Origin of the sequence: Streptomyces lavendofoliae (assembly GCF_014649735.1) — a bacterium.
GTDB lineage: Bacteria > Actinomycetota > Actinomycetes > Streptomycetales > Streptomycetaceae > Streptomyces > Streptomyces lavendofoliae.
On sequence record NZ_BMTP01000004.1, the window covers coordinates 80,373 to 103,497 of the forward strand.

Sequence of the window (23,125 nt, forward strand, 5' to 3'; positions counted from 1 at the left end):
CCATGCAGGAGGCGCCCCGAGCGGAGTGCTCGGGGCGCCTCAGGGCGTGCTGGGGTCAGTTGGGCAGAGGGGCGAGGTTCGCCACGTACTCCTCGAGGTCCGTTCGCCGGATCCTGCGGGTGCGGCCCAACTTGATGTACTTCAGGGCGCCTTCTGCCATCAGCTCGTAGACGGTGGATCGGCCGATGGCGAGCGCTTCGGCAGCTTCCTCGGGCTTGTACAGGAGTCGGTCGACGGGGGCGGCAATCGCCGTGCTCATCCGGGGTGCCTCCTAGGCGGGAGGGTCTTGGGCGCTCTCAGGTCTCGTGTCTGTCCGAAGTGCGGATTTCTGCGTCATTGCGTCATCAGCGTCATTCGCGCCTCTGACCTGCGGCTTTGCGTGACGCAGTGGTTTGCAGGTGCGTCACTGGGGCGTCATGGGCTGCGTCATCCGGTGACGCAGATGACGCAGGATGACGCAGACACCGGCGTCTGCGTCATGCCTCTAGCCGCAGGTCAGGGGGTGTTTCTCGGCCTGCATGACGCAGATGACGCAGCGTCCCTCCCCTTGGGACAAAAGAGGGGGTGGTCTCTGTTGTGGTGCGGTGCCGCTTCAAGCGTGAAGAAGGAGCCGCTGCGCGGCGCGACCATCGCAGGGCGGCGGTCGCCGCCGAACAGCAAGAAGAGCACCACCGCCAGGCGTGCTCTTCTTGCTTGCCTGGGCGACCGTGAGGGGTGCGGATCAGAACATCCGCTTCTCCTCGTGGGGCGGTGAGGCTTGCAGGCGGGTCATTTCGAGGTAGCGGCCCTCGCTGGTGCGGCCCGACTCGATCAGCACGCCCCGGGCGGAAAGCGTGGGCTGGAGGCGCTTGAGCCGGTCGGAGAGGACCTTGCCCGTGGTCGGCCACCCCTTGGGCAGCGCACGCAGTTCGTCACCGCTGTAGAGGCGACTGAGGCAGTGCAGCCACTCGGTAGAGGTCATCCGCTGTTCCCCGCCCGGTTCGATTGTTTCGGCGTGCTTGAGGACGGTCTGCGCGAGCAGGTCGCCCTCGATCACGTCGTCGTTGAGGTCGTCGAGGCTGCGACGGTAGGCGGCGAGTGCGCCCAGGCCGGTCGCTGCGTCGAGCTGCGCGCACAGGTGCGCGAAGTCCGCCATGCGTAGATCGGTAGGGGTCTCTGCCTCAGCCGCGCGGACCTTGACCGTGAGGTCGAGCAGGGACCCGAGAATGACCGGCAGGGCTTCGGCGTACTCCGCCCAGAGCTCCGCTTCGGTGCGCCGGATGCGCGGGCGCTCCAGACGCAGGGGCAGGAGCCGTTCGGCGAGGTCGGGCCGGATGACTCCTACGTCGATGCCGGTCAGGAGCATGGGGCGGCGGTAGCGGGCGCGGACGACGTCGCCGTCGGTGTACAGGGCGCGTTTGACGTTCTCGGCGCCGGTGACGATGCAACACATCGCGTCGGACAGGTCCGGGGTCATATGGGAGAGGTTGTCCAGGGCGGTGACCCATCCGGCGGCTACGGCCGCGATCAGGTTCTCCTCGTCCTTCGGGGCCCGGCGCAGGTCGCCGCTCATGCCCTCGATGATCCGCACGAGCATCCGTCCGCCGGTGGACTTGCCCGCGCCCTGGGGGCCGGTGAGGAAGGGAGCGGGCACGGGCACGGACGGCCCCAGGCACCCGATGAGCCATGCGATGGCCAGGCACTCGGTCTCGGCGCCTGCGAAGTTGCACAGCCGCAGAAGGAGGTCGATGCCCTTGCCGTCGGTGTCCTTGACGGGCAGGGGGAGTTCGCCGGTGAGCTGGGTGCGCCTCCAGCACACCTCACGCGGGTCGGGGATTCTGATATCCCATCCGGTGGGGTGGATGCGGACGGACTTCCCGTCGGTCCGTCCCAGGTCCAGCCAGGTCGCCCCATCGAACCCGGGGGCCACGCGGATGTGGACCGGCTGCACGTCCTCGGTCAGCGCGAGAGCCTCGATCAAATCCAACGCCTCCTTGAGCGCGGTGCCGTTGAACACGCCGTGCCCGTCGCGGTAGAGGCCGACCATGAGTTCCTGGCGGTGGCTGCCGGTCGTGCCCTGGGAGCGGATCGGACGGGCCACGGGGTGGCCGTTCTTCTGCGCGTACACGGTGCCGTCGGCTGTGCGGAAGTACCGGAAGTGGGCCTGCGCGTAGTCGGTGATGACCTCACGAGCCGGGGTCTTGTCGTCGTCGGACATGTTCACAGTCCCAACCGGGTGCGGGCGTTGGTCCAGGCGTCGGTGCAGTGCCGTGGCGATTCGCCCTTGGCCTGCGCGGCGGTGAACAGCCGCGCGACGTGAGCGTCGGTGAGGCAGCCGCACTGGCCGTGCGTGGACAGCACTGCCAGGAACGTCCCATAGACGGTGGCGTGGATCGCGCTGCGGGCCTTCGTGATGCGCTGCTCCGCCATGGCGATGCCGCGTTCCAGGAAGACGGGCGTGCGGTGCGGGCACTGCCCGCCGCCGGACCGTGCAGGCACGGAGACGGAACGGGGTGCCGGCCGGACGGCGGGCGGTTCCTTCACGGCCAGCGCGCGGACCGCGTCGGGCAGGGCGGTCATGGTTCCGGTGCCGGGCCCGAGGTAGCGGGCGTAGGCCATGGTCGACTTGATGTCGACCCCGGGCCGGACCGCGTTGTGCGACGTCATGGCGCCTCGGTAGACCCAGTGCTCACCCCGCGTCGTCTCCACGACGCGGGTGGCGGGCAGGGTCTCGCGGGCCCAGTCGACGGCCGCCGCGTCGTCCAGGTCCACCACGGTCAGCCCAGCGGCGCCGGGGTGGTATGCGACGCAGACGGCCCGCCGCCACGCGGCCGTCCACGCCGGGGAGGTGAGAACGGCCGGGGCGGTGGTTGCGGCGGCCCATGCGTGGCAGACGCCGGGGCAGCGGCAAGGGCCCGCGCTCTTCATGTTCGGCCGGCCGCCGCAGGCGTTGCCGGTGCAGTCGGGGCAGTTGCCGAACGGCGCCTTCCCGACGTGCAGGGGCAGTACCGGCACACCGGTAGCGGCGAGCCTCAATGCGACGCTGAGGAGGTGGGGCGTCGTGCTCATGCAGCGGCCCTCCCTTCGAGGGCGAGGAACTGGGTGCCGATCCACTGCGCGTAGGCAGGCGGGATGGCCTCGCAGACGCCCCGGATGGTGGTGATCCAGGGCGTGCCCATGGCCTCGGCCGCGGCGCGCTGCCAGGCCCGGGAGTGCCGGCCGCCGGTGATGGTCATGAACGGCCGCTTCGGGGTGGGCAGGTAGCCGTTGCGGATACACCGCGCGACGTGGGCCGGATGGGGCGGCGGAACGAGGGGGAACGACGCCTCGAACAGTCGGTGGCGGTACATGCGCAACCCGAACATCGGGCCGCACAACATCACCGGGTCGACCATTGCCGGGCGTGCGGCCTCCACGTTCTCGATGACGTAGGGCCGGCCGACGGCGCGCATCGCGGCGCGGGTGGGGGCGATCAGGTCGGGATAGGTCTTGTGGTTGTAGGCGTTGAGCGGCGTGTACGCCTGGCAGGGCGGGGAGCCGTGAACGAGGTCGTACTCGTGGCCGTGCGCGAGCAGGTACTCGATGGCGTCGCCGTGGACGAACGTGAAGGGGTACTCCTCGGCGCAGCTGGCGTCGAGGTCGACGCCGACGATGTCGAAGCCGGCCTGGTGGTAGCCCATGGCCATGCCGCCGCGGTGGCAGTACAGGTCCAGCACCCGGGGCCGTAGGAAGGCGTGTGGTGGGCGTAGGGGGGTGGGGTGGGTCATGCTGGAGACCTCCATCAGGTCAGTCCCGTGACGGGTGGAGAAAGGGGCGGCCGCCGTCTTGTGGTGAGGGGCGGCCGCCCACCAAGAGCCCCGGACCTGCGCGTGACACGCGCATGCGCCCGGGGCCCCGGGCGGGGGATGTCTGGCTTATTCGGGGGGAGCTGTCAGTGGTGCCCGATACGTTGATCACGAGCGTGCGCGCGGGTGCGTCCGTGCTCGCTCGGGTGTCGTTCGGTGTGTCCTATGGGAGGGCTTGATGACGGCGTGGCTGGTGCTGGCGAAGGCCGGGAGTAAGCGGATCAGTGAGGGCTACGACGACAGCCCCGCCACCCACTACAGCTGGGACAGCACCGTCCCCAATCACGCGACACTGAAGGTCGGTGACGTGATCGCCCTGTGGGACAGCGTCGAGCTGCTGGGCCTGTCCGTGATCGAGGCCATCGAGGTCGGCCAGGGCGAGAAGGAGACCCCGTACTGCGTCAAGTGCGGCAAGGCCGACGTGGCCGAACGGAAGAAGAAGCTGCCCCGGTTCGTGTGCTGGAACCAGAACTGCAAGCACGAGGACGACAAGGCCGGCTGGAAGACCAAGAAGGTCACCACCTACCGCAGCCAGCACGAAGCCGGATGGGTCGACGCCCGCGGCACCCTGACCGCACCGGAGCTGCGGGCCCTGTGCGTGCAGCAAGCCTCGCAGAACTCCCTGCGCGAACTGCGCTGGGACGACTTCCACCACGCCCTCACCCACGGCGGCGTCCCCCTGCCGCTGCGGGTCGTCGATACCGCCCGGCAGGTGATCGCCGAAGGCCACGGCACGGCCACCATCCGAGTCCGCAAGGGACAGCCCGCCTTCCGCAAGCACCTGCTGGAAGTGTTCGGCGAGGTGTGCGCGTTCACCGGCCCCGCGCCGGTCCAGGCATTGGAGGCCGCGCACCTGTACAGCTACGCGGCCAACGGCAAGCACCACAAGGGCGGCGGCCTGCTGCTCCGCCGCGACCTGCACCGCCTCTTCGACCTCGGGCTGATCGCGGTCAACCCGAAGACCAAGACGCTGCACCTCGCCGACGAGCTGAAGACGTACCCGGACTACGCCAAGCTGGACGGGGCCCCGCTCACCGTGTCGGTGACGGCCGACCACACCAAGTGGCTGACCAAGCACTGGTACATGCACCGCTCGAACCTGTCGGTCACCGTCATCCCCGGGCAGACCGGCGCCGCTGAGACGGTCATCGCCTAGGGCGGCGCCATGATCAGTGAAGCCGGTGCGGAACGCCTGGGCCAGCGGCGGCGGCCCAGGCGCCGCTACTTTCCCCTGTGGGAGGAGTTAGCGGTGCTGACCGCACACGGTGGCCGGTGTGTGTACTGCCTGGCCCCGTCCGAGGTGAAGGACCACGTCATCCCTCTCGCGCGCGGCGGCGACGATGCCCCGCGCAACCTGGTGCCGGCGTGCAACGCCTGCAACGACGCCAAGGGGGATCGCACGCCGCTGGAGTTCGCCGCATTGCGGCTCCACCCCGGCGTCTGGAAGCCGGGTGGGCACCCGGGGAGTCAGCGACTGGTCAACGAGTTTGACCGTCTGCGGCACACCTACCCGATCTGGGTGGAGCGGATCGAGTTCACCCAGATCGAGATAGTGGACTCGCGCCGACGGGCGTGGTTCCACCACGACCTGCGCAGCACCTACTTCAACGCCCCCACGACGCCGACCATCAGGGTTAAGGCGGCGATATGCCGCGCCCTGGGCGCGGGCCACACCGCCGCGGCCCAAGCCGCCGGATGGCCCACCGAGACCCGGCCGCCCTTCCGGGTTCTACAACCGCGTCAGTGGCATCAAACGCTCTCCGAGGACCCCCGTGACTGGCACAGGGTTCTGTAGACCCGCACGAGACCTGGAGGGCCGAGGGCTGCCTCGGATCTCTGCCAAGACGAGGAGGTCGCCCTTACCCGTGCTGTTCAGCCGTGGAAGTGGTTGCGCTTGAAGACGGCCTTGCGGATGTTCACGGTCGTGCCGCCCGTGGGGCCGCTCGCGGTGAACACCTGCACGGCGATCCAGCCGCCGAAGATGACGGCGGCGAGGGTGATGAGCTGTGTGACGAACGCGGTCAGGGCCGCGATGAACGACGTGAGCAGCAGCAGCCCGCCGCATACGGCGAGGAACCCAACGCCTCCGAGTGCGACGTTCACCGCCGCGCGGGAGACCGGCGGCTTGGCCGCGACCGGTTCGGGCTTGGTGGGTTCGATGGCGTAGCCGGTGACGATCCGCCCGTCCTGGAGGACGACGCTCGCGACGGCTGGCACGGCGGGCGATTGGGCGGGGACGATCGGCGCGGCCGGCGGGTGCACGGTGATGGGTTGCGGCTCGTGGACTTCGACGGCCGTGGGCCGTTCGGGGTCGCTCATCAGGTCTCCCTGGGATGGCGGCGGGCCCGCGCGACGGTGGTGGCGCGGGCCCGTTCGGGTGGGGTGTCAGGGGGTGTCAGCGGGCGGTGTCAGGAGTGCGTGACACCGCGTCTGCCTAGGGGGTTGTGTGTCAGGCGGCCGTGACGGTGTCAGGCGTCAGGCGGCCGTCAGGGCGGGGACGATGCGCCACCGGCCGGTAGTGTTCGTCGGCTCCAGGCGGCCCTCCAGGGCAGCCTCCTTTAGCCGCGCGGAGACCCACGGCCGGGAGAGGTTGTTCCGGTCGCACCAGTCCATGAAGTCCTTAGGGCCGACGACCATGTGCCCGGCCCGCTCGAACTCCTCCAGCGCCTGAACGAACAGGCGCCGGGCCTCCTCCGGTGACGGCTTGCGGCCGCTCTCCTGGCCGAAGATCGGGGCGTCATCGCCCGGTTCGTCGTCGGGGAGTTCGGCTTCGGGGTCGATGTCGGCGTCTTCGGGGTCGACCAGCGGCCCGTACCCGGTGCCGTCCATGTCGTCCTCGTCGTGGGCGGTAGGGGTGTCGCCGGGGGTGGGGCGGCCGGTGTAGGCGTTTCCGGCGACGCTGGAGGCGGCGCCGGCGGTGACGGGGTCGGCGGTCGCGCCGTTGCGTTGCGCCCAGTCGGCGAGGACCTCCATCAGGGAGACCGCGTTGGGACCGAATCCCCAGGTGCGGCCGGGTGAGGCGTAGCGGGTCTCGTCGATGCCGGGGGTGACGAGGTAGCAGTAGCCAGGGCGGCGGTTGCCCCAGGCGCCGGGGTGGGCGCCCGCGTCCAGCACCGTGTCGGGCAGGGAGAACGACTCGTCACGTGGGTCGCAGCCGAGCGCGATCACGGACGGCAGGGAGGCGCGGGTGCTGGTGGACATCTGGTCGTAGGACGGCCTCTGGAGGGACACGATCAGGGACACGCCGGCGGAGCGTGCCTCCTGGGCGATGCCGGTGAACGCGTCGTCGCCCAGGTTCCGCAGGGTGCTGGCGGCCTCTTCCATCCAGGCCACCAGGTAGGGCATGCCCGCGCAGCCGCAGGCGCGGCCGTCCGTGCGGCACGAGTGCTGGGGGTCGTTCTGCACCTGGGCGGCCGCGGGGATCCACTGGCGGTAGTTGTGGCGGCCCAGCCACCGGGTGCGGGCGGGGATGACGGCCTGGATCGCTTCCACCATGACCTCGGTGGGGGTTCCGCCCTCGGCGGCCCAGTCGATACCGGGCAGCAGCGGACGGAAGTCCTGGAACATCTTCGGATCCGACAGCCACAGCAGCACATCTCGCCTAGACAGGATCTCCGTTTGGAGGTTGAGGGCGGTCTCTCCCTTGCCCGATCCGGTTCCGCCGGCGATGAGGACGTGGGTGCCGTTGCGGCCGGCGTCGGGGTCGCCGGGCAACCACAGGAACATCGGGGAGCCATCGTCGTAGCGGCCGATCAGCAGCGGATCAGCGATCGAGCCGCCCAGGTTCGACGGCCCCTCCCAATAGGCGGCCTCGGCCAGCATGTCCTCAGGGACGATGACCAGCTCGCCGCGACGGGAGGAGTCGGGGTCGGGCTGGTAGCGCACGGCGGAGGTGGGCAGGTCCAGCGCGGAGGCGATCCGGCCCAGGGCCTTGCTCACGTCGTCGTTGGTCTGCTCACCGGCCTCCACCGCGAGCGGAGCGGTGACCCGGTTGGGCTCCACCTTGGCGTTGCCGATCTGCGCCCGCGCCAGACCGACCTTCTCCAGCAGACCCTTGTCGCCGCTCTGGTCGGCGGGGGAATCGTTGCGGCGCAGGATCACGCGGATGTTCCACGACAGCGCTACCGCCGGGGCGCCCATCAGGTATAGGTCGGGCAGCGGGCCCGCCGTGGGCCCGGCCAGGCACGCGGCCGTCGTCCACGCCGACGCAGCCGCCACGGTGATAGCCGAGTGGAGGCGCCGCTGGGGGGTGGTGACCTTCCCCATCCACCACGTGGCGCCGGTGAGACCGACGGAGACGAGGGTCAGGCCGACCCCGGCCGCCGCGCTCTGGGCCCACTGGAGGCTGCCGAGCCCGCCGGCGATGCCGATACCGGCCGCGGCCACCCACGGCGGCAGGTGCGGCATGGCCCGCTGCACGAGGTAGGCGCCGCCACCGGCGGACTGGCCGGGCAGGAGACCGGAGCCGGTGTATTCGGCGACCAGGCCGTTGTCGAGGAAGTCCGTATGCCGCACGCGACGGCCATTGCTGTTCCTTGCCATGGGTCGACCTCCTCTACTGCTGGGCCCAGTTCATGACCGGCTGCTGCGGCTTACGGGCACGGTGACGGACGCGGTTGATCTCTTCCTCAAACTCCTGCTGGAACGTCGCGTAGCAGGCAGCGGCATTCTTCGCCGCGCTGCGCAGGTCCTCAGCGGCTCGGTTCATCTTCCGGGCGACCTTCTGCGCACGGATCCGGGAGCCGAACGCGCGGCCCTCCGGGTCCGGCACGGCCGCCAGCACGCCCTTGAGGATCTCGGTGCCCATGGCGACCTCGATCGACAGCGTCACGGCCGCCGCCCGCAGGGTGTTGCAGTAGTTCCGCAGTTGCGCCGGAGAGCTGAAGTCAGGGGCCGGGAGCAGGGCTTCGGCGTGCGGCCGGCGCCCGTTCGGGTTGGCCGCACGCTTGTTGTTGTTCACGGTGACGTTGATCGGCGGGACGATCGAGCCGCCGAGCGCCCCGACGAACCCGCCGGCGGCGGCCCCGGCGTTGGCGAACTTGCCGGTCTTGGGGTCGTTCACGGGCCCGCGCGCACGCTGGCCGTTGGTGTTCTGCGCCATCAGAGGATCTCCTCAGGTCAGCGGGAGGGGCGGATGATGAGCCACGCGGTCTGCGCGGTGATGAGGATGAGCAGCCACAGCAGCGCGAGGGGCCCGTCCAAGGGCCCGAACCCGGCGGCCAGGGCCAGCCACACGGCGGCCACCGTGGCGAGGGCGGCCAGGCCGATGCGCCAGGCGAGCGCCGCGCTGCGGGCCGGGCGGCGGCGCTGCATGACCAGCAGCCACACCAGCGGCACGGCCGCCACCGGGGCGATGACGAGTGCGGACCACCAGGCGATCGCGTGCAGCAGCCCGGCCACCAGGAACGCGAGCACGGACAGGCCGGTCGGGGCGAGCGCGCGACGGATACTCCACAGGCCACGGCCCACGAAGCCGAGGGCTTCGCGGGTCAGGGAGGGGCGTTCGGGGACAACGATCACGAACGGATCGGAGCGGCGACCACGCTGACGGGGGATACGGACGGTGTGGACACCCGCCGTCGTCTTCACGGAGCGGGTACGGGTACGGCTGGACACAGCGAAACTCCAAGGCGTCAGAGGGGTTCAAGCGGCGCGCTGTTCTTCGGCGACCAGGCACAGGCCGCAGATGCCGTGCGAAGTGGGGATGGGGTAGCCGACGTCCAGCCGGCAGCGCGGGCAGGTACGGCGGGCGGCGTTGGCTTTGGCCAGGGCCGCCCAGCGGGCCGGGGTCATCGCACGCACTGGCTTCGCGGCGTCGATGCGGTACAGGTAGGCGACCAGCGGGCCCCGTCGCCGGCGAGGCCGTTCCAGCTGCGCAGCCACCTCCTGACCACCCGGGCGCAGGCCCAGGGCGCGGAGCTGGCGGCGGGTGGCCAGGCCATCCGGGGCCAGACGCCACCGGTAGACGGGAATGGCGCCCATCACTGGCCTGCGATCGCGAGTTCAGCGTGACGGCCGGCGGCGGGGTCGCGCTGTTCGGCGTAGCGGTGGGAGACCCAGCCGACCGACCAGCCGCACAGCTCCGCCGCCTGCCGCACCGACAGGCCCGACGCGAACCCGGCCGCCACAATCCGGCGCGCCTCATCCTCCGGCAGCTTCACCTCCGCCGGGCCGCGCTCCAGCAGCGCGGCGCGTTCACGCTCGGCCCGCTGCTCGCGTTCACGGCGTTCACGCTCGGCCTTCTCGGCACGCTCGCGCTGCTCGGCCTCGGCCTGCTCCCGGGCCTGCTGTTCACGGCGCAGCCGCTCCTGCTCACGCTGTTCACGCTCGCGTTCACGGCGTTCACGGATCTCCCGCTCGGCAGCCTCCGCCCGCTCCCGGGCCTCGCGCTCCTCGCGTCGCCGTTGCTCGTCGCGCTCTGCCTGCTCGCGGACCAAGCGGGCTTCATGTTCACGCTGTTCACGCGCCAGCATGGCGGCGTGCTCGCGCTCCTCGCGGGCCTCGGCACGAGCTTGCGCGGCACGCTCCCGGGCCGCCTGCTCCCGCCGCTCCCGCTCGGCCTGCTGCTGAGCTTCCAGGGCCGCCACCGCAGCGGCGATAGCGCGGCGGTATGCCAAACTGGTCTCCGCCGTGACGATCAGCAGCAACGGCGCCACCGCATGGACGGCCACGCCGACCAGGTCTTTCTTCAACGCGGAGTCGGCCGTGTTGAGCGCGAGGGTCATCAGGCCGGTCATCCACCGCAGCGTGACGGGCCACCGTCCGCCGTGCCCGCCCAGGCGTGCCAGCACGTCATCGAGCTTGACCACGATGACGACTGCCGCGTCGACCACGAGGGGCAGGATCGGCGCCGTCCAGTCCCACTTCTCGGCCGTGTGCTTGGCCATCAGAGGCGTGACCGTGAGGATGGAGTAGAGCATCGCCCCACACACGATCAACCACGTGCCGCCCGACAGGGCGCGCTCCGCTGAACGCGTCTGAACACTGTTCACGCCGCCCCCTCGACCGGCTTCGGAAGGGGCACCTGAGCGCGACGGAAGCCGTTGGAGGCGGGGTTGTAAATGAACGCCTCCCCCCGCCACTTGAACTCCGCTGCCGGGCGTTCACCGCAGGGCTTCCACACGTGGTTTGCCGGCATGCTGTGCGTGGCGGTGTCGGCGTGGGCCTCCTCGCGGGTCGCGTAGATGGTGTGCGGCTCGCCGTAGTGCAGCAGCACCGTCAGCGTCCGCCCCTCCAGCGACTCGCCCTCCCGCTCCGCGCGCAGCCGGCGGATCTCGATGTCCCGCAGCAGCAACTCCTGCTGCGCGGCGGACAGCTCCTCCATCGCACGAGCCAAGAGTGCGCTCACCTCGGCCGCGGTCGCTTCCGCCCGCTCTGTGACGGCGTAGAGCTCGCGGACGTGCCGGCCGAACGCCTCGTTCGCCACTCCACTGGTCTGTCGTGCCTGCTCAACGGCAGCACGAGCCTCGTTCTCAAGCCGGGCGATGTGAGCGCGGGTGACGATGCGGATCATGCGGCACCGCCCGTCTGCTCGGCCAGGCCGTTGGCGAGGTCGCGGTGCGCGGCGAGTACGCGCCGGCGGGCCCGGCGGATACGCCGCTCGTCGAGCATGGTCGGCGTGCGGTCGATGACGACGATCTGAGCATCCAGCAGGTCGACGTCCGCCACGATCAGCGGCATCTCCTGCTCGATCGCGTCCAGCTCCGCATTCGTCGGCTCCATGAAGTCCGCGAACGCGGTAACAGCGTCCTGAACAGTGACGATGTGGTCCATGGGTCGTGGTTCTCCCTCGCAGGTGGAACGGCCCGAACGCGGCTCCCGGGTGGCACCCCGGGGGCCGCTCGCCGTTGAAGTCGGTAGATCCGGCTCCCCACGCCCCGCCCGTACGGCCCCCGCGCGGTGCGCGGGCCCGGACGGGCGAGGGAGGCAACCGGCCGCAGCGCTAGCCGCTGCGATGGCAGGAAGAGAGCGGACCGGATGGGCCGCGAGCGCGCGTTCCGCTCACGGGCCGGGATGCCGCACTGGCGCCCGCCGGCCGGTCCATCGCGGCGGCGCCCAAAGTCTTCGTCGGTGCACTGGAATGCCTCTCAGTCGAGATCAGCAGGGATGAATCACTGCAAGGGGGACCACGTCCCCACCCTCCGGCCGTTGCTCGCGGTCGCCGGGCCACCTCGCCAGTACGGGCCGAAGCCCTGTTCTGCCTGACCTTCAGCGGGATTGCAGCGTCCCCGCCTTCTGCGCATGCGGCATGAAGCCGCCTTTCGACCGAGGCGTCGCGTCGGTCGATGCAGTACCTGTTTTACAGGTACTGCACGAGGGTCCGTCAAGTACATCGACGGAACCTTCGGTTTTCGTGCCGGGACTTCTTGGCGCCCATTCAGGATCGCTGCAGGGCAAGGGAGTTGGGCACCCCGCACCTAGACAGCTAGCGGCCTTCTGGCTACGGTCAAGAAGTCCCTAGAAGTCCCTACGGGGGTGCAGATGTCGAACGAGCGCTTACGGTCCGCCCTCCTCGCCCGCGGCATGACCGTGCAGAGCCTCGCCGAAGAGATCGGCGTCATTCCAAAGACGGTCGAACGCTGGATCACGCAAGGCAAGGTCCCGTACCGGCGTCACCAGTACGCAACGGCGGCGGCGCTGAACGTCGACGTGACGACGCTGTGGGATGACAGCCGTGCTGTCGAGAGCGCAGCGGATCTGACCAAAGCCGAGATCGTGGCTGTCTACCCTCATCGGCACGTCGTGCCGTCAGCCCTCTGGCGTCAGATGTGCGAGCGCGCGACGGAGCGCATCGACATCCTCGTGTACGCCGGCATCTACCTGGCAGAGGACCCGCTCTTCTTCTCGACCTTGAAGGAGAAGGCCGAGAGCGGTGTCCGTATCCGAGTGCTCATGGGTGATCCAGAGTGCGAAGCCGTCATCCGCCGCGGCATCGACGAAGGGCACCGCATCATGGACGGCAAGATCCGCAACGCGCTGGTCAACTACCGCCCGCTGTTCACCAGCCACCCCGAGATCACTTTCCGCCTGCACGACACGGTGCTCTACAACTCGATCTACCGTGCTGATGACGAGATGTTGGCCAACACGCACGTGTACGGCATCGGGGCCTACATGGCGCCTGTGTTCCACCTGCGGCGACTCCCCGGAGCTGGCCTGTTCGACACCTTCGCCAATAGCGTTCAGCAGACCTGGGAAGGCGCCAGGCCGGTAACAGAACGCGACCTCACCGGAGCTTGAGCATGGGACGCATCGACTACCTGCACGACCCGGACGCCCCGCCGGCCAACTCGGTCGTGCCGTCCGTCGTTGCGTTCGTGCAGAACGACGCGGGACAGGTGCTGATGATTCAGCGTTCCGACAACGGGCGCTGGGCGCTGCCCGGTGGTGGTCACGACGTGGGGGAGTCGATCAGCGACACAGTTGTCCGCGAAGTCTGGGAAGAGACCGGTATCAAGGCGGAGGTCGTCAACATGTCCGGGATCTACACGGACCCCGGGCATGTGATGCAGTACGACGATGGCGAGGTCCGCCAGCAGTTCAGCATCTGCTTCCGCGCGCGGCCGGTTGGCGGCGAACTCCGTACGAGCAACGAGACGACTCAGGTCCGCTGGGTCGACCCAGCGGACCTGACGACGTTGGACGTGCACCCCACGATGCGGCTTCGGATCGAGCACGCCATGGACCGGGCGCGCACGACTCCCTACATCGGCTGACGCTTGGCCGCGGCGACCCGCTCGAGCACGCGGGACGTGCAGGCGAGGATCTCCGGTTCGGCCCGGCGGATGAACTGCCCGATCAGGCTGTCCGGCCCGTACCGGCCGGCGATCTCGTTGATCCGGTCGATCGGGTTCGTGGACGTGCCGTCCGGCGTGGTGTTCATGTCGCAGTAGCAGAGCGCGTCGTTCAGGTGCGCGCTCTCGCGGGGGAACTCGCCCTCCAGTTCCTCGCGCATGCCGCGCGCTTCCGCCTCCATCCAGGCGCAGGAGTGGTGGGCGACCAGGTTGATGACGCGCTTGTCGGCGTCGGCCACGTCCCGGAGGTAGCGGGCCCCGTCCAATGGGTGGAAGCCGGTCTTGGCCAGGTCCGGCGCGTAGCCGATGTCGTGCAGGACCGCGGCGGCCTCCAGCAGATCGGCATCCTGGTCGAGTACGAGCGCAATCGTGCGGGCCCTCTCGGCGACTCCGAGGCAGTGCTTCCACCGCCGCGGCAGTGGCTCGGCGAGCAGTGACTCAGCCAGGGGATAGGCCCACTCCGTCAACTTCGGCAAGCTACGAACGCTCCTCTCGCGTAGGCACAGCGCGGACCGTCCGCACCCTGCCCTGTCCGCCCCCCGCCAGCACGCCGGCGGTCTCCAACTTTTCCAGCGCCTTGGTAACCGTGGGACGGGAGACCCCGAACCGTTCGGCCAGGGCGGTAGCGCTCGGGAAGGCTTCCCCTACTTCGAGCCCCTCAGCCGTGATGATGTCGGCGATCTGGTGGTCGAGCGGGCGCCGGTCGACTCGTACGCCCGACCGCACGACCCGCCACCGTTCGCCCGGTGCCGGTTCGGCCACGCCTTCTTGTCGCAGCACGCCGAACGCGCGGAGTGCGACCCCGCGTGACACCTTATGGTCGCGCATGATCTCACCCAGGGACGGCAGCTCCGTCATGGTCGGGTCATCCTCGATCTGCTTCCTCACTGAGTCGGCAATCTTCAGGAAGGTTCCCCGAGGGTTGGCCTGCTGCGACACTCGTTCTCCCTCTCCATATTCCCGTCGCCTGGATCCAGCTTCCCACTGTCGGCGTTTGGTGGTCTGCGGCTTGAGCTTGGCCTCCCGTCGCTCTTCGTCGGCGCGGCGCAGCTGTCCTGTATGCGCGATACCCTCGCGCGCCATGAGCATCCCCTGGACGGACATAGGCACCGTGTCCACTGCTGGTCTTAGCGCGATTGCCACCTGGGGCGCCTGGAGGGCTGCAGCGCGCTCGGCTAAAACGGCGAACACTGTGGCCCGGATCGAGCGGCAGCGCTGGCATGCAGACCTCACACCGGAGTTCAGTATCTCCATCGAACCAGGGGAGGGCGACCGGGCCACCCTCAGCGTTCGGCTTGTCGGTCCGGTGCCTCTGAAGCGGCTGGACGAAATCGCGATCCAGATCATCAGCAGCGACGACATGGAGCGCACGGCGCGGCTTCCGGGCTCGCCCGCGCAGGAAGCTCTGGACGCGCAGGTCTGGGGCCCCTACCGCTTCTCCTATGGCCCTGACGGTGCTGACGTCAACGGACAGACGGTTGCGCCGTTCTCTCTGAGGGTGGGGGTCGGGCGTCCGTTCAGCATCGAGCGAACGCGGCCGCCTCGCTGGCAGGAGGGACAAGACGTTGGGCGGAGGTGGCGTGATGAGTGGCTGAATCGCCCAATGCGCCTTCTGATCACTTGTAGGCATGAAGAGTTCGAGCCGTGGGTGGTGCCTTTCGACGTTGAGGTTCCTCGAGCCACACGGGCGCAGTGGCTGAATTGATGGCTATGGAAGGCCTGACCAAGTGCCCAGCATCGAGCGGGGTGCCCACGTCCTGCTCGCCATCAATGCCGCGCGGCCCCGGCGACGTCTCCGTGTCCGGAGCCCCGGCTTACTCTGCTACTTGGCAGGGCCCAACGGCTCACTCTGTGCTCCGGGCCTGCGGAAGCAGGTGAGGGCCGACGGGTGAGGATAACTAAGGACGTGACGGTCGCTTTGACCCATTCGGCGAGTGATGAATCAGAAGTCGAGCTCGGTCAGGACCGACTCCTTAACGGTATCGCTGAGCCTAACCCATAGTTTATCGTCACGGGCTAGGTTGTACTCGACCTGCACACCGGATCTACCTTCCTGAATCCTGCGCCATTCGTGGCGAAGAACTGTTCTTGCCTCACGCAGGATTGGATCCACGTATTTATCAAACGTTGGGGTAGAAGCAATGAGGGTCTGATAATCGTTAAAATTGCCCTCTCGTACAGCTTCCAATCCCACGGCGACCAAGCCGGTTACGTACCGCGCGAGACGGTACAAGTACTTAGCCTCGGGCAGGTTCTTTGTCGACTCCTTTCCCTTCAGTTCCTTGCCGATACTCTGAACTCGTTGATGGATAGTAATGGCTGCGGCGACCTGGGCAACTTCCTCTGCGTTCCAGCTATTTACGGACCGGCCGTTGACTCCGAATGCCTCCCAATATCGGAGGCTGCGATCGAAGAACTGTGCAGGCTCTCGATAACTCACCACGGGCCCGTAAAGGAAGGCGTGCCTGATACTGGCGAGCTGTTCGATCTTGATGCCTCGCCCGGAGGCGCCCTTTGGCTTGTACCCCGACTTATGGATGTAATAGAAGGCGGGAACGGGGCCCTTACCTGAAAGTTTGGGAAGATTGTCGCGAATCCAGATCTGAATCTCGTCATTGGAGAAGAAATCTGAGACTTTAACCGGATTCTGGGTATTGTTATAGCGAATGATGTTTTCGGTGAAAGTGCCCCCATATTGCTCACTCGTCTCTGTGAGGCGGAACAGGACGTAGACGTCCGAGTTCGGTTCCTTCCGTCGAGCCTTGGCTAGAGCGCTCACTGTTTGAGCCCCGTTGATGATTTGGAATCTCTCGGCCGTAATTTTGTTGCCGTCGAGGGTGTACTTGCTGCAAACCGCAGCCACTCCGTTGTTGTAATAGAAGAAGTGGGGGCCCTCGACGTCACTTATGGCTGTTTCGACCATCTTTGGATTGACCTTGAGGCTGGTCAGAGGCAGCCTGATGTTTAGATTGAATAGTTTACTACCCACATCGCGGCGGCGATATAGATCAACGAGCTCGTTAGCCTTGATGACGGCAATTACGGTCCTATACGGCTCTAGAAGCTCGATGAACTTGCTCTTTTGGATGCTCAATTCGACGGAATTGACGTGGCCGCCACGCACGGCAGACTGCAGCTCGCGATCGCGTTGCAGCAATTCTGCGGATCCATACAGCTCGCAGGTAACCGCCTGATCCGACTCCTCATACGCTTGATTGCGCGCCTCGGTCAGCGCTTGGAGTCGATCTTTGTCTGCAACGCTGACATTAGTCACAAACTTGAGTTGAATCTCGTATCCGTCCTCGATCTTCTGGCGCAAGTCAGCCAGAAGCTCTTGAACCTGCTCGTCGCCGGTCTGTAGGTAGTCAGTTGAGGAGATTCGAGATGGGCAATCAAAGAAGGATGCAATTTTATCCTCCTCTAGGCGCTTACTTCGCCAAGCTGCCTGAAGAAGGATGATCTTCTTGCTCATTGAGTTTTCGAGCGCGGCGTCGATGCCGAGGTCATTCTTCCGAAAAATGTACTCACTCAAGTCGGCTGAGGCCGTTGACTCGCCTTCGAGGAGAGTGTCAAAACCATCTTCCTGTGCGAAAACGTGTGCCGCGTAGGCTTCAAGGCCACGTTCGAGATTGCTGACGCTGTACCCATATTTGGCTGCGTAGTGCTCGCAATTTCTACGAAGATCCTGATTGGAGGTCTTGGTCATCGACTCTCTACTCTCAAATTAGAAAGTTTGCCACGCAGGCCATCCTTGGAGTGCACACACCGTGTGGCACCTGAGGGTCTACAGCTACCAGCAAGGTGCCCCCGCTGTCCCCGAGTTACTCCAACTGTAGTGTCAACGGACCTCCTTTACGCGCTTGCCTTCAGTCTGCCCTGAGATCATTAGAACTGCCTGATCAGCCCCCTGCAGGGGACGGCGAAGCGTGGCGAATGGCTTCGCAGGCCGCTGAGTGGGTAGGGCGAGTCACAGTGGCCACTTGGAGCGGCCCGTCACAAGGCCGAACGAGATGGCAGGGCCAGATCGATCGGGGCTGGCGGACCTGCGCGACGACCCCGAGCAGCACGGGCCTACGGGCGCCGCGCATGCGAGCACACCTGAGCTGAGAAGTCAGAGACTGAGTCTCAATCGTGGTCTCAATCCGTGTGGAGTCCAAGTGCGTCCGCTGGCGTACGTCAGAGTCCGGCAAGCTCTCTGATCAGGTATCGCGCCCTCTTCCCGGACGTCTACGAACACCAACGGAGCAAGATCGAACAACTTGTAATGCGTAGGTCGTCGGTTCGAATCCGACAGGGGGCTCCAGTGCTCATGCGCGAGGCCCCGGACGGTGTGTCCGGGGCCTTCGTCGTGGGCGGGTGGTGAGGCGTGGCGGGTCGGGGTGGGGCTGGGGCCGGGGTGGTGGCTCAGTGGCGGCCGGAGACGCGGTCGGCGAGGGTCGCGATGCGGTCGGTGGTGGCGGTGCGGGCGGTGGCCTCGCGGCGGTCGGCGGCGCGGTAGGCGGCGTAGAGGGCGTGGACGCCGAGCCAGCGGAGGGGTTCCGGTTCCCAGGAGCGCACCTTGTGGTTCACCCAGGGCAGGGTGGTGAGATCGGTGGGGCCGGACTGGCCGGAGTCCTGCTGGATGAGGTCGCGCAGGGTGCGGGCGGCGAGGTTGGCGGTGGCGACGCCGGAGCCGACGTAACCGCCGGCCCAGCCGAGGCCGGTGGAGCGGTCGAGGGTGACGGTGGCGCACCAGTCGCGGGGGACGCCGAGGACGCCGGACCAGGCGTGGGCGATGCCGGTGCCGGCGAGCCGGGGGAAGAGGCGGACGAGGACGTCGCGCAGGGCGTCGACGGTCGCGGGCCGGGTGCGGCCGTCGTTGTCGGTCGCGGAGCCGTAGCGGTAGGGGATGCCGCGACCGCCGAGCGCGATGCGGTCGTCGGCGGTGCGCTGGGCGTACATGTAGGCGTGGGCCATGTCGCCGAGCGTCTCGCGGCCGGTCCAGCCGATGTCGTCCCAGAGGGAGGCGGGGAGCGGGTCGGTGACGATCATGGAGGAGTTCATGGGGAGCCAGGTGCGCTTGTGGCCCTTGATCCCGGCGGTGAACCCTTCGGTGCAGCGCAGCACGTAGGGGGCGCGCACCGTGCCGTACGGGGTGATGGCGTGCTTGGGCCTGATCTCGGTGACGGGGGTGGACTCGTGGATGGTGACGCCCAGGGCCTCGGCGGTGGCCGCGAGGCCCCTGACCAGTTTGACGGGGTGGACGCGGGCGCCGTGCGGGGTCCAGGTGGAGCCGACGGCGCCGGTGACGCGGACGCGGTCGGCGGTCTCGCGGGCGCCGAGCAGCCGGCGGTCGGTCTCGCCGAAGGCGACGTCGACGGAGTGGTACGCCTTCAGGCGCTCGAGCTGTGCGGGGGTGTAGGCGACTTCGAGGACGCCGCCCCGGTGGATGTCGGCGTCGATCTTCTCTGCGGCGGCCGTCTCGATCACTTCGGTGACGGTGTCGTTCATCGCCCGCTGGAGGCGCACGGCGGCGTCGTGGCCGTGGGCCTTGGCGTAGCGGTCGCGGCCGGCGATGCCGTTGTACAGCCAGCCGCCGTTGCGGCCGGAAGCGCCGTAGCCGCAGAACTTGCCTTCCAGGACGATGATGTTGAGGAAGGGCACGGCCTTCTTCAGGTAGTACGCCGTCCACAGGCCGGTGTAGCCGCCGCCGACGACGCAGACGTCGGCCGTGGTGTCGCCGGGGAGGGGTTCGCGCGGAGCGGGGGTGCCCTCCTGGGCGTACCAGAACGATATGCCGCCGTTGACGGTGTTCATGTGGTTCCTCGGGTGCGTCGCCGGTGGGTGGGTGTGGACGTTATCGGATGGGGTGTGTGGTGATCGAGGTGCCGGCCGGACTGGCCGAGACGCAGAGCCTGTTCAACGGTGAGGCGGGGCGGGCGTTCGTCGCGGCGCTGCCGGGGCGGGCGGAGCGGTTCCTCCAGGAGTGGGGGCTGCGGCTGACGGGGCCGGTGATGCATGGGGCGGTGTCGCTGGTGCTGCCGGTGACGGTGGCGGCGGACGGGTCGCGTGCGGCGCTGAAGCTCCAGCTGCTGGACGAGGAGAGCGAGGGGGAGGCGGCGGCGCTGCGGGCGTGGGACGGCGACGGCGCGGTGCGGTTGCTCGCCGAGGACCCGGACACGGGCACGCTGTTGTTGGAGCGGTTGGACGAGGCGCGGCAGTTGGAGGGGGTGGAGGACGCGCGGGAGGCGACGCGGGTGCTGGCGGAGCTGATGGCGCGGCTGGTGGCCGTGGAGGCGCCGGCCGGGATGCGGTCCCTGGGGGACATCGCGGCGGAGATGCTCGACGAGGTCGGCGACGCGGTGGGGGAGCTGGAGCGGGAGGAGGACCGGCGGCTGCTGCGGGACTGCGCGGCGGCGGTGCGGGAGGTGGCGGGTGAGCCGGGGGACCGGCTGCTGCACTGGGACCTGCATTTCGGCAACGTGCTGGCGGCGGAGCGGGAGCCGTGGCTGGTGATCGATCCGAAGCCGCTGGCGGGTGATCCGGGGTTCGAGTTGCTGCCGCCGCTGTTCAACCGGTTCGACCGGGGCGAGGTGCTGTGGCGGTTCGACCTGCTGACGGAGGTGCTGGGGCTGGACCGGCAGCGGGCGAGGGCCTGGACCCTGGGCCGGGTGCTCCAGGACGCGTTGTGGGGTGTGGAGGACGGGGAGACCGTGCTGGAGGGGGAGCGGCCGGAGGTGGCGCGGCTGCTGCTGGGCCGGTAGGCGGGTGGGCCCGTGGGCGGTGGGGCGGCAGGCTGGGCCGGTGGCTCGGTCCGGTGGCGGGCGGTCCGATGGGCCGCAAGCCGGTGGGCGGTGGGGCGGTAAGGGGTTCACGGTTCGGACGCTGCTGGCGCCGAGGGGGGTGGGCCGGGCAGGCTGCGGTCATGATTCGTAGCGCTGTCGTCGACGACGTACCCGCCCTCCACGCCATGATCCGTGAGCTCGCCGAGTACGAGAAGGCCCTGCACGAGGTGCGGGCGAGTGAGGAGCGGCTGCGGGAGGCGCTGTTCGGTGAGCGGCCGGCGGCGTTCGCGCACATCGCGGAGACGGAGGAGGGCGAGGTCGCGGGCTTCGCGCTGTGGTTCCTGAACTTCTCGACGTGGCGCGGGGTGCACGGCGTCTACCTGGAGGACCTGTACGTACGCCCCGGACTGCGCGGCGGGGGGTACGGGAAGGCGCTGCTGCGGGAGCTGGCGCGGATCTGCGTGGCGCGGGGGTACGAACGGCTGGAGTGGTCCGTCCTGAACTGGAACACCCCGTCGATCGGCTTCTACGAGTCGCTGGGCGCGCGGCCGCAGGACGAGTGGACGGTGTACCGGCTGACCGACGAGGCGCTGGTGGAGCTGGGCGGCCGCGGTTAGGCGCGGTCGCAGGTGAGGGTGGGGCCGGTGAGCATCCCGTCGGTGCCCTCCTGGCCCAGGGGCGCCCAGTAGCCGAGCCTGGACACGACGGTGGAGCAGGTGGCGCCGAGTGTGGCGCGGACGGTGACGGTCGCCGGGCGGCCGGGCTGGAGGTCGGTGAGCGCGCAGTCGAGCGCGTACATGCTCCTGGCGGTGGAGGGGTGGCGGCCGGGGAGCGGGTTGACGCAGCGCGGGTCGGTGGTGGTGAGCCGGATGCCGGTGGCCTCCTCGCCGATGAGGCCGAGGCGGGCGCCGCCGTCGCCGTCGTCGCTGACGCGGGCGACGGTGTAGGTGAGCGTGGTGGTCGTGCCCGGTCGCAGGCCGGCCGGGCGGCCGCCGTTCGGGCCGGCGACGTCGATGCGGTGGGTGGCCCGCGGTACGGGTGCGGTGAGGGTGACGGTGGCGTGCGCGGTGCCGCGCAGCTCGGTCTCCTGTTCGTCGGAGCGTACGTGGACGGCGGCCTCGATGCCGTAGGTGCCGGGGCCCGGGTAGTCGGCGCGGCCGGCGAGGGTTCCGGTGGCGGTCGGGGCGTCCGCGGGGCCCTCGGCGCGGTGGGCGGTCCAAGTGCCGGAGGTGTGGCAGACGGGGCGGACGCGGGTGGTGCCCCGGCGGCAGGTGGCGGCGGCCGTGACGGTCATGGTGGCGCCGGTGTGGGTGACGCACAGCGCGATGTCGGCGTACTGGCCGTGCGGGCCGCGCAGGGTGCCGCCGGGGGCGCAGTGGGTGACGGGGGGCGAGGCGGCCGGGGCGGGGGCCGGTGCGGTCTGGGGCCGGGCGGTGGCCGGCGTGGCGGGGCGGCCGTGGGTGGGCGGTGGCGTGGCGTGGGCCGTGGTGGCGGTCCACAGCAGTAGCGCGGAGAGGGTGCCCAGCGCGTGGAGCCTGGTGGGACGTCTCGTGGTCATCGGTGCCTCCTGCTCGGCGGGCCCGGCCGGCCCGGCGGACTCGGCGGATCCGGCGGCCGGGCCGGCTCGGTCGGCTTGGATGGTGCGGGAGGCGCGCGCCGGGCGGGCTCGCCCCACGCGGGGACTGCGCCGGTTCCCTTACGCCGGTTCACCCGGGCGGGGTCATGGGACGAGGACCACCTTGCCCATGGTGGCGCGGGTCGCCAGGGCGCGGTGGGCGGTTGCCGCGTCGGCGAGCGGGAAGCGCTGGACGGCGGGGCGCAGGCGGCCGGCGGCGGCTTCGGCCAGGGCGCGGAGCTCCAGGACGCGGACGTCGCCGCCGGCCTTCCGCAGCATCACCGGTCCGAGGACGGACATGGAGGTGATGCCGCGTTCGGCGAGCTCGGCGTCGGTGAGGGTGAGCGGCTCGCCGTCGTGCGGCCCCTTGCCCGCCCAGCCGTAGACGACGTGCTGCCCGCCCCTGCCGAGGAGGTCGACGGCGGCGCGGCCGGTGGCGCCGCCGACGGCGTCGAAGAGGACGGTGGCCGACCGGTCCTCCAGGTACGCGCGGACCTCCTCCGGCCAGTCGGGCCGCGTGTAGTCGACGGCGAGGTCGGCGCCGTTGGCCAGGACGCGGGCGACCTTCTCCGGGCCGCCGGCCAGACCGATGACGGTGGCGCCGGCGTTCTTGGCGTACTGGACGAGGAGCGTGCCGATGCCGCCGGCCGCCGCGGTGACCAGCGCGACGCCGCCGGGGCCGAGTTCGGTGAACTGGACGATGCCGAGGGTGGTGCGGCCGGTACCGATCATGGCGACCGCCTCGGCGTCGTCGAGGCCGGGCGGTATCTCGTGCAGCCTGGTGGCGTCGGTGACGGCGAGCTCGGCGTAGCCGCCAGGCGCCATCCCCAGGTGGGCGACGACGCGCTTGCCGAGCCAGGCCGGGTCGGTGCCCTCGCCGAGGGCGTCCACCGTGCCGGCGACCTCGCGTCCGGGGACGGTGGGCAGTTCGGCGGGGGCGGGGAACGGGCCGGGCACGCCCTGGCGCAGCGCGGTGTCGAGGAGGTGCACCCCGGCCGCGGTGACGGCGACGCGGACCTGGCCGGGGGCGGGGAGGGGGTCGGGCGCCTCCTCGTAGGTGAGGTTCTCGGCGGGGCCGAAGGCGTGGAGACGGATGGCGTGCATGGTGGCTCTCCTCTGCTGCGGGGT

The 23,125-nt window shown here is 69.3% G+C and carries 25 protein-coding genes and 1 tRNA gene; 8 read left to right on the plus strand and 18 right to left on the minus strand.

Translation table 11 applies throughout. From position 1 onward, the window contains the following. Positions 1–55: 55 nt before the first annotated feature. From IE109_RS08805 to IE109_RS08820, 4 genes are all read right to left on the minus strand, one after another. On the minus strand, positions 56–259 hold the full coding sequence (locus tag IE109_RS08805; protein WP_031135784.1) for a helix-turn-helix domain-containing protein: 204 nt from the start codon (positions 257–259) through the stop codon (positions 56–58). Between the two features lie 462 nt (positions 260–721). Then, the gene (locus IE109_RS08810; protein WP_189550220.1) at positions 722–2,197 is read right to left on the minus strand and encodes an AICE element replication initiation protein; all 1,476 of its coding nucleotides are present in this window, start codon (positions 2,195–2,197) and stop codon (positions 722–724) included. 2 nt (positions 2,198–2,199) lie between these two features. Beyond that, positions 2,200–3,048: a bifunctional DNA primase/polymerase gene (locus tag IE109_RS08815; RefSeq protein ID WP_189550221.1), complete on the minus strand. Its 849-nt coding sequence runs from the start codon at positions 3,046–3,048 to the stop codon at positions 2,200–2,202. Continuing rightward, positions 3,045–3,746 (minus strand): DNA cytosine methyltransferase, encoded by a 702-nt coding sequence (locus tag IE109_RS08820; protein ID WP_189550222.1) that lies wholly within the window; start codon positions 3,744–3,746, stop codon positions 3,045–3,047. The genes IE109_RS08815 and IE109_RS08820 overlap by 4 nt, the downstream gene beginning before the upstream one ends. Positions 3,747–4,002: 256 nt before the next feature. Between IE109_RS08820 and IE109_RS08825 the strand changes: the two genes are divergently transcribed. Then, on the plus strand, positions 4,003–4,980 hold the full coding sequence (locus IE109_RS08825) for an HNH endonuclease (protein ID WP_229890795.1): 978 nt from the start codon (positions 4,003–4,005) through the stop codon (positions 4,978–4,980). A 9-nt stretch (positions 4,981–4,989) separates the two neighbouring features. Next, complete coding sequence (locus IE109_RS08830; RefSeq protein ID WP_189550223.1) at positions 4,990–5,619, plus strand: HNH endonuclease; 630 nt, start codon at positions 4,990–4,992, stop codon at positions 5,617–5,619. Between the two features lie 77 nt (positions 5,620–5,696). Here IE109_RS08830 and IE109_RS08835 read toward each other — a convergent pair whose 3' ends face one another. From IE109_RS08835 to IE109_RS08870, 8 genes are all read right to left on the minus strand, one after another. Further along, a complete protein-coding gene (locus IE109_RS08835) occupies positions 5,697–6,143 on the minus strand; it encodes a hypothetical protein (protein WP_189550224.1) in 447 nt (148 codons plus the stop codon). 156 nt (positions 6,144–6,299) lie between these two features. Next, a complete protein-coding gene (traB, locus tag IE109_RS08840) occupies positions 6,300–8,366 on the minus strand; it encodes a plasmid transfer protein TraB (protein ID WP_229890797.1) in 2,067 nt (688 codons plus the stop codon). 13 nt (positions 8,367–8,379) lie between these two features. Next, a complete protein-coding gene (gene traA, locus IE109_RS08845; protein ID WP_189550225.1) occupies positions 8,380–8,925 on the minus strand; it encodes a plasmid transfer protein TraA in 546 nt (181 codons plus the stop codon). A gap of 17 nt (positions 8,926–8,942) precedes the next feature. After that, positions 8,943–9,440: a hypothetical protein gene (locus tag IE109_RS08850; protein ID WP_189550226.1), complete on the minus strand. Its 498-nt coding sequence runs from the start codon at positions 9,438–9,440 to the stop codon at positions 8,943–8,945. 27 nt (positions 9,441–9,467) lie between these two features. Then, entirely contained in the window at positions 9,468–9,806 is a 339-nt protein-coding gene (locus IE109_RS08855) for an RRQRL motif-containing zinc-binding protein (protein ID WP_189550227.1), read from the minus strand. Further along, positions 9,806–10,816, minus strand: a complete 1,011-nt coding sequence (locus tag IE109_RS08860; RefSeq protein ID WP_189550228.1) for a DUF2637 domain-containing protein — start codon at positions 10,814–10,816, stop codon at positions 9,806–9,808. Before IE109_RS08860 ends, IE109_RS08855 begins: the two co-directional genes overlap by 1 nt. Next, positions 10,813–11,337, minus strand: a complete 525-nt coding sequence (locus IE109_RS08865) for a hypothetical protein (protein WP_189550229.1) — start codon at positions 11,335–11,337, stop codon at positions 10,813–10,815. The genes IE109_RS08860 and IE109_RS08865 overlap by 4 nt, the downstream gene beginning before the upstream one ends. Beyond that, on the minus strand, positions 11,334–11,597 hold the full coding sequence (locus IE109_RS08870; RefSeq protein ID WP_189550230.1) for a DUF6284 family protein: 264 nt from the start codon (positions 11,595–11,597) through the stop codon (positions 11,334–11,336). Before IE109_RS08870 ends, IE109_RS08865 begins: the two co-directional genes overlap by 4 nt. Positions 11,598–12,305: 708 nt before the next feature. Between IE109_RS08870 and IE109_RS08875 the strand changes: the two genes are divergently transcribed. Together IE109_RS08875 and IE109_RS08880 are read left to right on the plus strand one after the other, a co-directional pair. Continuing rightward, a complete protein-coding gene (locus IE109_RS08875; RefSeq protein ID WP_189550231.1) occupies positions 12,306–13,064 on the plus strand; it encodes an XRE family transcriptional regulator in 759 nt (252 codons plus the stop codon). A gap of 2 nt (positions 13,065–13,066) precedes the next feature. Beyond that, a complete protein-coding gene (locus IE109_RS08880) occupies positions 13,067–13,540 on the plus strand; it encodes an NUDIX domain-containing protein (protein ID WP_189550232.1) in 474 nt (157 codons plus the stop codon). On the opposite strand, the gene IE109_RS08885 is transcribed toward IE109_RS08880, so the two are convergent. Together IE109_RS08885 and IE109_RS08890 are read right to left on the minus strand one after the other, a co-directional pair. After that, positions 13,528–14,094, minus strand: coding sequence for an HD domain-containing protein (locus IE109_RS08885; RefSeq protein WP_189550233.1), 567 nt, complete (start codon positions 14,092–14,094; stop codon positions 13,528–13,530). The two genes, IE109_RS08880 and IE109_RS08885, sit on opposite strands and share 13 nt — an antisense overlap. Before the next feature lies 1 nt (position 14,095). Beyond that, complete coding sequence (locus IE109_RS08890) at positions 14,096–14,557, minus strand: GntR family transcriptional regulator (RefSeq protein WP_189550234.1); 462 nt, start codon at positions 14,555–14,557, stop codon at positions 14,096–14,098. A 142-nt stretch (positions 14,558–14,699) separates the two neighbouring features. On the opposite strand from IE109_RS08890, the gene IE109_RS08895 reads away from it, so the two are divergent. Further along, on the plus strand, positions 14,700–15,323 hold the full coding sequence (locus tag IE109_RS08895; protein ID WP_189550235.1) for a hypothetical protein: 624 nt from the start codon (positions 14,700–14,702) through the stop codon (positions 15,321–15,323). Positions 15,324–15,560: 237 nt separating this feature from the next. Here the strand turns inward: IE109_RS08895 and IE109_RS08900 are convergent, their stop codons facing one another. Next, the gene (locus IE109_RS08900; protein WP_189550236.1) at positions 15,561–17,324 is read right to left on the minus strand and encodes an AIPR family protein; all 1,764 of its coding nucleotides are present in this window, start codon (positions 17,322–17,324) and stop codon (positions 15,561–15,563) included. 504 nt (positions 17,325–17,828) lie between these two features. On the opposite strand from IE109_RS08900, the gene IE109_RS08905 reads away from it, so the two are divergent. Next, positions 17,829–17,921, plus strand: a tRNA-Ser gene (locus IE109_RS08905). A 101-nt stretch (positions 17,922–18,022) separates the two neighbouring features. Here IE109_RS08905 and IE109_RS08910 read toward each other — a convergent pair. Next, complete coding sequence (locus tag IE109_RS08910) at positions 18,023–19,414, minus strand: NAD(P)/FAD-dependent oxidoreductase (RefSeq protein WP_189550237.1); 1,392 nt, start codon at positions 19,412–19,414, stop codon at positions 18,023–18,025. Between the two features lie 47 nt (positions 19,415–19,461). On the opposite strand from IE109_RS08910, the gene IE109_RS08915 reads away from it, so the two are divergent. Beyond that, a complete protein-coding gene (locus IE109_RS08915) occupies positions 19,462–20,361 on the plus strand; it encodes an aminoglycoside phosphotransferase family protein (protein ID WP_189550238.1) in 900 nt (299 codons plus the stop codon). A 161-nt stretch (positions 20,362–20,522) separates the two neighbouring features. Next, a complete protein-coding gene (locus IE109_RS08920) occupies positions 20,523–20,999 on the plus strand; it encodes a GNAT family N-acetyltransferase (protein ID WP_189550239.1) in 477 nt (158 codons plus the stop codon). Here IE109_RS08920 and IE109_RS08925 read toward each other — a convergent pair. Then, positions 20,996–21,940 carry a hypothetical protein gene (locus tag IE109_RS08925; RefSeq protein ID WP_189550240.1) on the minus strand — a complete coding sequence of 315 codons (945 nt, stop codon included), beginning with the start codon at positions 21,938–21,940 and terminating at the stop codon, positions 20,996–20,998. The genes IE109_RS08920 and IE109_RS08925 overlap by 4 nt on opposite strands. 162 nt (positions 21,941–22,102) lie before the next feature. After that, a complete protein-coding gene (locus IE109_RS08930) occupies positions 22,103–23,101 on the minus strand; it encodes a zinc-binding dehydrogenase (RefSeq protein ID WP_189550241.1) in 999 nt (332 codons plus the stop codon). Positions 23,102–23,125 lie beyond the last annotated feature (24 nt).